The organism is Rhizobium sp. USDA 4016 (assembly GCF_056279705.1).
On record NZ_JBWCCY010000002.1, the window covers coordinates 1,744,694 to 1,757,222 of the forward strand.

General features: G+C 60.3%; 11 protein-coding genes and 1 pseudogene. 8 read left to right on the plus strand and 4 right to left on the minus strand.

Annotation, left to right across the window (positions count from 1 at the left end; all coding sequences use genetic code 11):
* Positions 1-4: 4 nt before the first annotated feature.
* From ACZ9DP_RS09440 to ACZ9DP_RS09450, 3 genes are read right to left on the minus strand one after another with little or no spacing between them, the layout of a single operon-like run.
* Positions 5-1,288, minus strand: a complete 1,284-nt coding sequence (locus tag ACZ9DP_RS09440; RefSeq protein ID WP_194731378.1) for an ABC transporter substrate-binding protein — start codon at positions 1,286-1,288, stop codon at positions 5-7.
* A 33-nt stretch (positions 1,289-1,321) separates the two neighbouring features.
* On the minus strand, positions 1,322-2,923 hold the full coding sequence (locus tag ACZ9DP_RS09445) for an FAD-dependent oxidoreductase (protein ID WP_476202247.1): 1,602 nt from the start codon (positions 2,921-2,923) through the stop codon (positions 1,322-1,324).
* Positions 2,924-2,951: 28 nt separating this feature from the next.
* Complete coding sequence (locus tag ACZ9DP_RS09450) at positions 2,952-3,998, minus strand: LacI family DNA-binding transcriptional regulator (RefSeq protein ID WP_194731379.1); 1,047 nt, start codon at positions 3,996-3,998, stop codon at positions 2,952-2,954.
* A 105-nt stretch (positions 3,999-4,103) separates the two neighbouring features.
* Here ACZ9DP_RS09450 and ACZ9DP_RS09455 point away from each other — a divergent pair, with 105 nt between their 5' ends.
* Complete coding sequence (locus ACZ9DP_RS09455; protein WP_476201379.1) at positions 4,104-4,763, plus strand: SGNH/GDSL hydrolase family protein; 660 nt, start codon at positions 4,104-4,106, stop codon at positions 4,761-4,763.
* A 197-nt stretch (positions 4,764-4,960) separates the two neighbouring features.
* Here ACZ9DP_RS09455 and pcaQ read toward each other — a convergent pair whose 3' ends face one another.
* Positions 4,961-5,884, minus strand: a complete 924-nt coding sequence (gene pcaQ / locus ACZ9DP_RS09460) for a pca operon transcription factor PcaQ (protein WP_476201380.1) — start codon at positions 5,882-5,884, stop codon at positions 4,961-4,963.
* 92 nt (positions 5,885-5,976) lie between these two features.
* On the opposite strand from pcaQ, the gene pcaD reads away from it, so the two are divergent.
* The 7 genes and pseudogenes from pcaD (at position 5,977) to ACZ9DP_RS09495 (ending at position 12,424) form a co-directional block, all read left to right on the plus strand.
* Entirely contained in the window at positions 5,977-6,786 is an 810-nt protein-coding gene (pcaD, locus tag ACZ9DP_RS09465; RefSeq protein ID WP_476201381.1) for a 3-oxoadipate enol-lactonase, read from the plus strand.
* A complete protein-coding gene (pcaC, locus tag ACZ9DP_RS09470; protein WP_074071596.1) occupies positions 6,783-7,187 on the plus strand; it encodes a 4-carboxymuconolactone decarboxylase in 405 nt (134 codons plus the stop codon). Before pcaD ends, pcaC begins: the two co-directional genes overlap by 4 nt.
* Before the next feature lie 9 nt (positions 7,188-7,196).
* Positions 7,197-7,946: a protocatechuate 3,4-dioxygenase subunit beta gene (pcaH, locus tag ACZ9DP_RS09475; RefSeq protein WP_194731383.1), complete on the plus strand. Its 750-nt coding sequence runs from the start codon at positions 7,197-7,199 to the stop codon at positions 7,944-7,946.
* Between the two features lie 2 nt (positions 7,947-7,948).
* Positions 7,949-8,560, plus strand: coding sequence for a protocatechuate 3,4-dioxygenase subunit alpha (gene pcaG, locus ACZ9DP_RS09480; RefSeq protein WP_476201383.1), 612 nt, complete (start codon positions 7,949-7,951; stop codon positions 8,558-8,560).
* Between the two features lie 184 nt (positions 8,561-8,744).
* Positions 8,745-9,914, plus strand: a complete 1,170-nt coding sequence (locus ACZ9DP_RS09485) for an acyltransferase family protein (protein ID WP_476202249.1) — start codon at positions 8,745-8,747, stop codon at positions 9,912-9,914.
* A 110-nt stretch (positions 9,915-10,024) separates the two neighbouring features.
* On the plus strand, positions 10,025-11,071 hold the full coding sequence (locus ACZ9DP_RS09490; protein ID WP_194731385.1) for a 3-carboxy-cis,cis-muconate cycloisomerase: 1,047 nt from the start codon (positions 10,025-10,027) through the stop codon (positions 11,069-11,071).
* Positions 11,072-11,250: 179 nt separating this feature from the next.
* Positions 11,251-12,424 (plus strand): annotated as a pseudogene (locus ACZ9DP_RS09495) (ABC transporter substrate-binding protein).
* Positions 12,425-12,529: the final 105 nt, after the last annotated feature.

A 12,529-nucleotide genomic window follows, 5' to 3' on the forward strand; every position in this document is an offset into this window, starting at 1 on the left:
TCCCTTAGCGCTTCAAGAGTGGGCCGATCTGGCCGCAGATCTTCTGGAGCGCGCCCGGGATATCCGCATCCGGACGCCAGACGGCATCGAGGCCGGAACGAACGGCCTGCTGGATCTGCGCAAAGCCGGTGTGTCCGGGGATGACCTTGCCCGTTACAATTCCGGAGATGACGACCTTGTCGATCTGCTCCTGGCTCAGAAGCGGATTGGTCTTCTTCAGCACTTCAGCATTGAGCAGCGACTTGCGGGCCGACGGGAAGAACTGGCTGAGCTTGGCCGAGTTTTCCGGGCTCGTCATGTAAGCGACGAATTCGGCGGCCGTCTTGGCGTTTTTCCCGGTCTGCATGACGCCGATACCGGCCTGGCCGATCAGCGCATAGTCACCGGCAGGTCCCTTCGGCAGCGGCACCAGATCCCAGGAGAAGGGCTTGTCCTTCGGCAGCAGCGAGGCGCGGCTGATCTGCGTGATCGTCATCGCCGCATTGCCGGCGAAGAAATCGACGTTTTCGCCGGGGCCCGGGATCGCCTTCTTCTTGAAGATCGCCTCATGGATGAAGGTCAGCGCGTCGACCATCGGCTTTTCCGTCATCGTGCAGGTCTTGCCGTCGGCGCTCCAGGGGGAAGCGCCCCAGCCGTTCCAGATGGAGGCGAGATTCTGCCAGATTTGGTAGTTGAAGTCGCGGACGATCAGGCCGCCCTTGCCATTCTGGCCCACGGCTGAAGCTGTGGCGATCGCGTTGTCCCAGGTCCATTGGCCGGCGGCGATGAGCTCGGCAGGCGTCTTCGCACCAGCAGCCTTGATGACGTCGTTGTTGACGAACATCGCGAACGGCGAGGTGGAGAAGGGATAGGCGTAGAACTTGCCGTCCTTCGCCCAGCGTTCGGTCGCAGTGGCGCTCACTTCGTCGAGATTGTAGCCCTGCGTCGCCTTGAGTGTATCGGTGAGCGGATAGAGCGCGCCCGAATTGACGAAGTCATAGGCCGAAGTCTCGAAGATCCAGGCCATGTCCGGCGCATTGCCGCCGGCGATCTGGGTGGTCAGCGCCGTGGTGTAGGTGTCGAACGGCAGCGACTCAAAGGTCACCGTGACGTTCGGATGGTCCTTCTTAAACCCGGCAGCGATCTCGTTGAAGAGCTTCAGATGCGCCTCGTTGGCGCTCCAGATGGTCATTCGCAGGTTGACCGCATCCTGTGCGTTGGCGATGCCGCCCCAAGGGAGCGCGATGGCGAGCGGCACGGCAACGGCAAGCGCCACCACCTGCGATTTCAGTGTCCTGTGATAATTCATTCCCGTTCCTCCTCCTAAGATCGGTTTGCTTGGTCAGTAGGCCGCGATGTCCGGCCAGCGGATTTCAATGCCCTCACGGGTGAGCTCTCGCTGGAAGTCGCGGAGATGCTCGTCGTTTTCCTGGACCTGGTGAGGTTTCAGTCCTTTCTCCAGGCAATAGGCCGCGAGCATGCCGGCCACTTCGCCGATATTCCATTCGACTGGATGAAGGCGGTAGCAGCCGTTGGTGATGTGGGTGGTGCCGATGTTCTTGCTGGCCGGAATGAGGTTCTTCATCCGCTCAGGCAGGAGCGCGCCGAGCGGGATCTCGAACGGACAGGACGCCACATCGATATAGTTGTCGCCGCCGGTCGAGGGATGAAGGTCGATGCGATACATGCCGATTCCGACGCTGTCGCGATAGCTCACGGCACCTTTCCCTCCGCGTACAGCATAAGAAAGATCCTGTTCGACGACGCGCGTTACCGGCTTGATGCGGCGGCTTTCGCGGACATAAGGGGCCATGGCGAGGCCATGTTCGGTGCCCGTGATGTCGCCGCGGAGCCGTAGGCCGCGATAGCCCTGCCCGCCGTCGACGCGCGGCGCTTGCGTCTGCAGCCAGTAGAAGACCGAGTAAGAAAGATCGGTGGCCGACTTCAGGTGCTTCGCCTTCTCCTCCTCGGAAACGTCGATGATCGTGCCGTCCATGTAGTCGATCATCGGCCAGTTCACGAAGCAGATGTCGGATTCGTAGAAGCCGGGCACGAAATTGCGGCGTGCCGCGATGCGGCGGAAAAGCCAGAGGTTTTCGTCCCCACCGCCCTTGCGCTGGTCGGCATCGACCAGCAGCGGATTGTCGTCAACATTCGGCGTGAACGAGCGGGTCGTGAATTCCAGCGTGCGCGGATGCGGCGCAGTGAAACCAAGCAGCGGGCCGCCCCAGAAATGCGGCTGATACTTGCACCAGTAGTCGTAGTGCTCCGGCTTGTCGATCGTCTGGTCGCCATCCACGCAATCGACGGCGAAGCAGACCGACACCGCCTGGACGTTGTCCGGCTGGGCTTTTGCCGGTGCATTAGGCTCGCCCGTATCGGACTGGGCCTCGAAACCCTTCACATACTCGGTGCCGGTCATCGGCAGCAGATCGCCAAGTTCGGTCGCATCAAGGATGTAATTGGCAGCGATGACGATCTCCCTGCCCGTATCGCGATGGCGGACGGTGATGGAGCGAACCCTATCGCCATCGACATCAGCCGTGACCGGTCTATAGGGCTGCAGCACCTTGAGACGACCGGCGCCACGATAGGGCATCAGCATCGCTTCCATCACCGCGAGGCTGACCCGCGGCTCGGCGCAGATGCGACTCACCCAGCCGCCGCCCGGATTGAGATCGCCCCAGCCCCGAGCCGCTTCGGTCAGCGGGTAGTTGTCGCGGTAATACTGGCGAATGCCATTGCGCAGCTTTCGATAGGAGCGCGTGATGCCGAACTGCTCGACCCAAGTATGCTCGTCGGAGGGCACGGCCTGGCTGGTCGACTGACCGCCGATCCAGTCGAATTCCTCGGTCATAATGACGCTCTTGCCCGCCCGGCATGCACCAAGTGCCGCCGCTACACCGCCGAGGCCGCCGCCCACCACCAGAATATCCGCTCGCATCTCTTTCGCAGGCATGTATGTCACGTTCTCACATCCGTTTCTTTGCAGAGCCGAAAGGGGCGGGACCAAGCGTCTCGCCTTCGACCGGTTCACAGGTCAGAAGAATTTGTTCGATCGGGGCCGCACCCTCGATTCGGCGCACCAGCATGGCGGTCGCCTGCCGCCCCATTTCTTCGCGAGGAATGTCGAAGGCGGTGAACTGCACATGGCTGCGCTCGGCGCGCACATGGCTGCCGAGTACGATCGCCGAGAAATCTTCGGGGACGGAAAGGCCGCGCTTGCGAGCCGCCGCCTCGACGCGCACCGCATCCGCCAGTTCGATGAAGAAGACGGCAGTCGCGCCGCTCGCGACGATGACATCGAGGGTCTCGCCGGCCGGCCGACCGACCTCGTCGACATGCAAAACCAGCTCGGCGCCCGCGGTGGTCGCGTCTGCAAAGCCGCGCCAGCGGTCCGCGACCGATTCGGCCGATCCACTGGGGCCGACGTAAGCCAGCTTCTCGTGTCCCAACGCCCTCGCCTTCTCGACCAGTGTCCGCGTGCCGTTCGTGTAATCGCCGCCGACGTAAGGAACGGGTCCGCCAGCGTCCTCACGTCGGCCGATCGCCACGAAGGGATAATTGCCAGAAACCAGCCGCTTGAGTTCGGCGCGATCGAATTCGCGGCCGAGCACAAGGCAGCCGTCGGCGATCCTCAGCCGGTTGCCGTCGGCAAAGATCTTCCGTTCCCGGCCGACACCGGCGCCGGTCAAAAGCAGGAGATCGTAGTTCTGCGCCTGCGCTTCTTCCTCGATGCCGAGCAGGAATGGCGCGAAGAAGTCCGCCTGCTCGCTCGGGAAGGCTGGTTCGTAGGTGAAGACGCCGAGAATGCGATTGAGGCCCTTGGCCATGCGCCGGGCGATCGGGTCGGCCACATAACCCGTCGTGCGGATGACATGCTGCACACGTTCGCGGGTGTCCTGCGGGATGCGCGCCAGAGCTGCGGGAGCGCCATTCAGCACAAGCGAGACGGTCGCCTGGCTGACGCCGGCTAGTTTCGCAATATCGTGCTGAGTCAAGCGCTTACTGCCTGTCACGCCAATCCCTCCCGTCCCCTCTTGACTGCTAATGCGTATTAGCTGCTAATACGTATAAACAAGATTGGATGACCTGCTGTCAAGCGGGAAAACGAGGGAGCGTCGATGCAATTCGGGGACCACTTGAAATCGCTGGGAATTTCCAACATCCGCGTGTTCGGCGACAGCATCACGGCCGGCTTGAACGCCAGCCAGCCGCATCTTGCCTGGCCTCCTCTGTTCGCAGCCGAGGTCGACGGCTTGCCGATCCAAAACCACGCGGTTCCAGGTACCGTGTTGCAGGGCTCACGCCTTGCGGATGGCAAGCCGCGGCCGGACAATGGGCTCGGCCGCTTCAAACGGGCTCTTTTGGCTGGGCCGCATCGCGATGCGATCCTGATCCTCTACGGCTACAACGACGCCCGCTATACGGCGGCGCCGGAGACCATGAATGTGCAGAATTTCACGCGCGACTATGCGCGGATGCTGGAAAAGCTGATCGAAGCCGGCCACGGTGAGCGGCTCGCAATCGGCAGCCCGCCTTACATCCCCGATGCCGGGTTTTTGGTCGGTAGCGCCGGCTTCACGGGCCAGACGCGAACGGGTTTCGAAGGTTATGTCGAGGTCGTGCGCATGCTGGCGCGACGCTTCTCGCTCTTCTATGCATCTGTTTACGAGAGCATGAAAGCTCATGGCGACGGCGTCTTGGCCTCAACTGATCAAATCCATCCGAGCGATGCCGGACATCGCGCGATCTCTGGTGCGTTCATAAATGCACGTCATTGAAAGGGCTTCAAGCAGAGGTAGCCCCACCGTCGGCCTCTCCGTCTCCGTCGTGTCAAGCAGATTGCATAGCGTCGACCGCAACATGGCCCCTCGTCGCCACAAGAACAGCCGAGGGCTCGATTGAAGAACACGCTCGCGGCTAACCAGTCCGTGCGTGGGCGGCGGCCCGATCAGTGTCGGCCGACATCCTTGGCACTTCATCTTGCGGAAGTCTCGCGCGCGGCCTCCCGGATCGTCTGCATCAGAATAGATAGCGGCAATGAGGGGATGGCATCCGTGCGCATCGTCAGACCCACAGGCCCTTTCGTTTCGCTCGTGTCGATCGGCAGTACCGCAAGCAAACCGTCCTCGATGTCAGCTGCCACAACGCCAGTCGAGATGATCCAGATTGCGTCGCTTGACCGCAGGAAGGCGCGGCCGAAAGAATCGGAAACCGTCTCGATCTGGTTCGGCAGGTTCGGTACGCCATTGGCGATTAGGAAACTTTCCGCGAAAGGACGGATGATCGAGGCCCGCGTCGGCATCAGCACTGTGTAATCCGCAAGCGCGCCAAAGGGCGACTGTTTGGTTTTCAGCAGCGGGTGGCCAGCCCGGACGGCAAACACCACCTGCTCGGAATAGAGATGCTCAAAGGAAAAGCCTGCCATCTTTTCCGCTCCTGCAAGGCGTCCGACGACAAGATCGAGGTCGCCGACCCGAAGCTGCTCCAAAAGCACCGCATTTTCCCCAGTCACGATCTTGATGCGGCTCCAGGTATTTTCTTTGAGGAATAGCTCTATCGCCTGCGGCATGACGCGCGTCGAAACCGTCGGAAGCGCGCCGATGCGGATCGGCGGAGCATCGCCCACCCGCTCCTGGGTGACGGAATCGAGCCCGTGGCGGAGCGCCGTCAGCGCCGCGCCCGCATGCTTCAGGAACACCTCACCGTACCGTGTGATCTTGATGCCGCGCCCGTCGCGCTCGAAAACCGCAACGCCAAGCACCTCTTCCAGTTCGCGGATCGTCTTTGTCACCGCAGGCTGGCTGACACGCAGGAGTTCGGCCGTCTTCATGACGCTTTTCTGTCGCGCAACCTCGACAAAGGTCTGTAGATGGCGAAACTTGATACGGCTGTCGATCATTGGTCACATAACCCACAAGTTATCGGAAAGCCACGAAATATCATTTTACCTAACCGAATTAAACATTCAATTTCGTGTCAGGAGGAAGTTCCGTGCAATTTGCCCGCGTCAACGATGTCACGATCCACTATCAAATCATTGGTGGCCCTGCCGACAAGCCGGTCATTGTCTTTGCCAATTCGCTCGGCACGGATTTCAGGATCTGGCGCGATGTGATCGTGCGGCTGGCAGGTGATTTTGCAATCGTGCTTTACGACAAGCGCGGGCATGGTCTTTCGGATGTCGGCCAGTTGCCGTATTCGATCGACGATCATGCCTCAGACCTGATCGGCCTCCTGGAGACGCTTGAGGTCGGGCGGGCCTTCATCTGCGGCCTTTCGGTCGGCGGGCTCATCGCGCAGTCGCTTTACCAGCAGCGCCCGGATCTCGTGCGCGGCCTCATCCTTTGCGATACGGCACATAAGATCGGCACCGCCGAAACATGGAACGCCCGCATCGAGGCGGTCGAAAATAACGGGATCGGCAGCATCGTCGATGCGGTGATGGAGCGTTGGTTCACGCCTGCCTTCCGCCGCCCGGAAAATCCGGCCTATGCAGGCTACTGCAACATGCTTGCCCGCCAGAACGTCGAAGGCTATGCGGCAACCTGCGGCGCCATCCGCGATGCCGATTTCACAAACGCCGCAGGCAAGATTGCGGTTCCCACCATCTGCATTGTCGGCGATCAGGACGGTTCGACGCCACCGGACCTGGTGAGGTCCACCGCGCAGTTGATCCCGAACGCCCGGTTTGAAACGATCCGCGATGCCGGTCACATCCCCTGCGTCGAACAACCGGAGGCGCTTACCGCCGTCATCCGCGCCTTCATCGATTTCGCCTTGCATGGAGAACTAAGCCCATGAATGAAGCCTCAATCCCGTCCGAACGATACCGGCAGGGCATGGCGACCCGCCGCGCGATCCTCGGCCACGACCACGTCGATCGCGCCGAAGCAGGCTCGACGGCTTTCGACAAACCGTTTCAGGACCTGATTACGGAGGCTGCCTGGGGGCATGTCTGGTCGCGCCCAACCTTCACGAAACGCGAGCGCTCGATCGTAACGATCGCGCTTCTGGCTGCCCTGGGCCAGGATGACGAGACTGCGATGCATGTTCGCGCTACGGCCAATACCGGCGCCAGCCGCGAGGATGTTTGCGAAGCGCTTTTGCACGTGGCGATCTATGCGGGTGTTCCGGCTGCCAATCACGCGATCAAAATCGCCAAACAGGTTTTCGAGCAGATGGACGCCGAAAAGACAGCCTGAGAGGAAGAGATGTCCGATATTTCGAACCGCAAGCCGGAAACCGGCGCCTTCTTCGCCCGCGACCGCGCCTGGCATCCACCGGCCTATGCGCCCGGCTACAAGACCTCGGTGCTGCGTTCCCCACAACGCGCGTTACTGTCGCTCGACGGCACGATTTCAGAGATTACCGGGCCGGTCTTTGGCCATTCGATCATCGGTGAACTCGACAATGACCTGATCCACAACTTCGCCCGCCCCGGCGAGAGCGCCATCGGCGAGCGCATTATCGTTCACGGACGGGTGCTGGACGAGCGTGACCGGCCAGTCTCGGGCGCGCTGGTCGAATTCTGGCAGGCCAACGCCGGCGGGCGTTATCGCCACAAGAAAGAAACCTATCTCGCGGCCATCGATCCGAATTTCGGCGGCTGCGGGCGCTGCATCACCGACGAATATGGGCAATACTCCTTCCGCACCATTCGCCCCGGCGCCTATCCGTGGCCGAACGGCGTCAACGACTGGCGCCCGGCGCACATCCACTTCTCGATCTTCGGCCACGGCTTTGCTCAGCGGCTGATCACGCAGATGTATTTCGAAGGCGACCCGATGATCTGGAAATGTCCGATCGTCGGCACGATCCCGGACAAGGCTGCAATCGAGCAGCTGATTGCAGCGCTCGACTGGGGCAACACCATCCCCATGGACGCGCGCGCCTACAAGTTCGATATCGTTCTGCGCGGCCGCCGCTCGACCCTGTTCGAAAACCGGCTGGAGGGCAACTGATCATGCAGGAACTCGGCTATCTCAAGGAAACCCCGTCGCAAACGGCAGGTCCCTATGTCCATATCGGCCTGACGCCGAATTTCTGTGATATCGGCGGCGTTTACGCACAAGACCTCGGCAGCGCGATGGTCAACGAAAAGACCCTCGGCGAGCGCATCACCGTGACGGGCCACATCTATGATGGAACAGGCGCGCCCGTGCGTGACGCGGTCGTCGAAATCTGGCAGGCCGACAGCGCCGGGCTTTACAACAGCCCATCGGAAATGCGCGGCGCGGCCGACCAGAATTTTGCCGGTTGGGGCCGCTGCCCGACCAGCGCCGAAGATGGCGTCTATAGATTCGAAACCGTCAAGCCTGGCTGCGTGCCCTTCAAGGACGGCCGCACGATGGCGCCGCACATCTCTTTCTGGATCGTTGCGCGCGGTATCAATATCGGGCTCCACACCCGCATGTACTTTCCGGAGGAAGCAGACGCCAACAACGCCGATCCGCTGCTTGCCCGTGTCGAACTCGGCGAGCGCATTGCAACAATGATCGCGACCCGGGACGGCGCAACCTGTACGTTTGATATCCGCCTTCAGGGGGAGAAGGAAACGGTATTTCTCGACATTTGATCAGCAGGTAAGATAAGGCGCTTTTCCCTTCAATGCAGGGCGCTTCCTGCTGGAAGCCGATGCCGCCGGCACCCCGTTTACAATCATAGAGAGCTGCGCGCGTGTCGAAACGACGATAGGCGGGTTGTTAAAAATGCTGCACCGCAGTAAGACTTATGACGGGCTGAACCTTGATGGTGGAAACATGCAGAAAACATTCGGGCACGTCCTGACGGCACACAAGGGTCTTGGTCCAGGTTTTGACTTCCTCAGAATTGCCCTGGCTTTTTCAATCGTATTGGCACATTCATTTTTGCTGACCGGAAATGACGCTTTTTTCCGTTCGAGCCCGCTGTGGTTTGCCGAATACGCACTGGTTCCGATGTTCTTCGCTCTCAGCGGGTTTCTGATCGCCGGCAGTGCTCAGCGCCTCAGCCTGAAGAACTTTCTCTTGAACCGCGGACTGCGCATCGTTCCTGCTCTTGCGGTCGATATCGTCGTCTGCGCGCTCATCATCGGCCCGCTGGTGACGACCGTCGCTTTGCGTGACTATTTTCTCGGCGCCGACTTCCACAAGTATTTTCTCAACATCATCGGCTGGATTCATTACAGCCTGCCGGGTGTATTTGAGCAAAACCCGACGCATCGGGTCAACGGAGCTCTGTGGACCGTGCCATGGGAAATCTTCTGCTACATCATCATGTCTGCGCTCATGATCACCTCGATCATCAAGTCATGGCAGAAGCTGGCACTTTTGACCGGTGGCTTTATCCTGAGCGGGCTTATCGTCCAGTCCTTCGGACATCTGCTGCCCTATCGCGTAAACCTGGTCTTGAGCACGCTGTTCGTCAGCCGCGGCGCACAGCTGGTATTTGCGTTTCTGCTCGGCATCTTGGCCTATCAATTGCGGGATTTCATTCCGCATAAAAAATCACTGTTCTTGGCCAGCATGGCGGTTTGCGTCCTGGCGATGCTGACCTTGAGCAGCCCCTCCATCGAGAGCGTGCCAAACAGACTGCTCGTAATCCCAGCGCTCGTCTATATCACGGTATTTGTCGGTCTGACGCCGGTGCCCCTGCCCTCCGTCTTTCACAAGGGCGACTATTCTTATGGCGTCTATCTTTATCACGACCCCTTTCTTCAGATTTTGATCAGTCTGGCGCCGGGCCTGTTCCTGATCCCGAAAACCGGCGCGCTCGCGCTCTATGCTATCGGCATCTGCGCCGCGATGGGCATCGCTGTCTTTTCCTGGCATATGATTGAGAAGCCGATCCTGGGCATGCGAAAGAAATTCTCGTTCGTTGCAAAGGCGCGAGGTGTCGACGAGAATGCGGATATAAAGATCCTGCCCGTCGAGAAACCGGTAAAGGCATAGTTGGCAAAGGGGCGGACATCCCGCGCCATCTCTGCCGGCATCTTTACAGCCGGTGCGGTTCTGCAACGGCAAGCTGGCGGCAGAAGTAGGCAAAATCAATGAGAGGTCACGTGACCGCATCCGCCTTCGACCACCCATTCCTCAGCGGCCTTTTCGGAGACGATGAGATTTCGGCCCATCTTTCGGCGGATGCCGACATCCGCGCTATGCTCTCCTTCGAGGCTGCACTTGCCAAGGCCGAAGGCGCCCATGGCCTGATCCCACAAAGGGCAGCAAGCCGCATTGCCGAAGCTTGTCGAGGTTTCACTGCCGACATCGCGGGCCTCAAGGTTGCGACCGCCACAGACGGCGTCGTCGTTCCCGATCTCGTCACGCAACTGCGCAGGTCAGTGGGCGGCGAGGCGGCCCAGTATGTCCATTTCGGGGCGACCAGCCAGGACGCGATCGATACCAGCCTGATGATTAGGCTAAAGGCGATCGTCTTTCTTTTTTCCGGCCGGCTCGATGCCATTGTTCGCGCTCTCGACGCGCTCGATCGCCAGTTCGGCCAGAACAGTCTGATGGGCCATACCCGCATGCAGGCGGCAATCCCGATTGCCGTTTCCGATCGTCTGCGGACATGGCGAGCCCCGCTTGAAGGTTATCACGGCCGGCTGGGGGTACAGAAGTTTCCCATCCAGTTCGGTGGCGCGGCCGGGACGCTGGACAGGCTGGGCGGCAAGGCTGCCGACATCCGCGCGTCACTCGCCCAGGAACTTGGACTGACTGACGAGCCTCAATGGCAAAACCAGCGCGCACCAATCGCCGACCTTGCCAACCTCTTTTCGCTGATCACCGGCAGCCTGGGGAAGATGGGCCAGGACATCGCCCTTCTGGCGCAGGCGGGTGGAGAGATCGAACTTGCTGGCGGCGGAAGATCGTCAGCCATGGTGCACAAGCAGAACCCGGTCGGTGCCGAAACGCTTGTCACATTTTCCCGCTTCAACGCCGCCCAACTTTCGGCCATCCACCAAGCGCTTGTTCACGAACAGGAACGTTCGGGTGCCGCCTGGACACTTGAATGGCTCGTGCTGCCGCAGATGGTCATGGCGACCGCCGGCGCCCTGCGGCTTGCGCGCGAGCTGACCGGCAATATCCTCCGCCTCGGGGGCTCGTAGACACGCTTCCTTCCTCACCCTTCATGTCAGCCTCAGGCAGATGCTTAACATAATGCATCAGTTATGAATTACCGTATTTATTTCATTTTACATTACCGTTTCGCATGACACACTGACGTGAAATTTAGCTGCGCGCTAACCCGGCGGTGGAGTCCGCCGGGTATAAAGGGAGAGGAAAGATGAGACAGCTGGTTCTGGCCGCTGCGGCGGCAATCGTCATGGGTACCGCCGCCTATGCCGACACCATCAAGGTCGGGGTCGTTGGGCCGTTTTCGGGTCCGTTCGCGCTGCAAGGCAAGAACTTCAAGGCCGGGATCGACGCCTATATGGCAACGAATGGCGCCAAGATCGGCGACAATACCGTCGAAGTCATCTATCGCGACCTGCCGGCCGCCGATCCGGCCAAGTCCAAGGCGCTTGCCCAGGAACTCGTCGTCAAGGAGAAAGTCCAGTATCTGGCCGGGTTCTATTTCACGCCTGACGCAATGGCCGTCACGCCCATCCTGAAACAGGCCAATACGCCGCTCGTGATCATGAACGCCGCAACCTCTGCCATCGTCACCAAGAGCCCTCTGGTCGTTCGTACATCCTTCACCCTTTGGCAAACTTCCATGCCAATCGCCAAGGTCGCGTTCGACAAAGGCATTAAGAAGGTCATCACGGTTGTCAGCGACTACGGTCCGGGGGTCGACGCTGAAAACGCCTTCAAGGCGGGCTTCGAAAAGCAAGGCGGGGGAAATCGTCGAAGCGATCCGTATGCCACTTGCCACCAACGATTTCAGCCCGATCATGCAGCGCATTAAGGATTCGGGTGCTGAGGGCGTCTTTGCATTCCTGCCGTCCGGTCCGCCGACGCTTGGCTTCGTGAAATCCTATAGCGAGAATGGCCTGAAAGCCGCCGGCATCCAACTCTTTGCGACCGGTGACCTGACGCAGGAATCCGACCTTCCGGCGCTCGGCGACGCCGCTCTCGGCATATTGACGACATACCACTACGCGGTTTCGCATGACTCGCCCGAAAACAAGGCCTTCGTTGCAGCCGCCGGCAAGGCACTCGGCAATCCGGCCGAACTCACCTTCCCGGCCGTCGGGGCCTATGACGGCATGCACGTCATCTACAAGATGATCGAGGCAACTGGCGGCAAGCAGGATGCTGAAAAAGCTGTCGAAGCCGTAAAGGGCCTTTCCTGGATGAGCCCGCGCGGCCCCGTTTCCATCGATCCCGAAAGCCGCCACATCACAGAAAATATCTATCTGCGCGAAGTCGCCAAGGATGCGGACGGCAAATACATCAACAAGGAAATCCAGACATTTGAAAAGCAGGGGGATCCAGGTCTGGCGGCGACAAAGTAAGGAGCAAGGCTTTCTTAAAAGGCGATCGCCCCGACCACCCATCAGCCCATCCCGTTGTCGACGAAAGGGCATATGGCGCGCAAACCGCAAGTCTCTTCTCCCGGC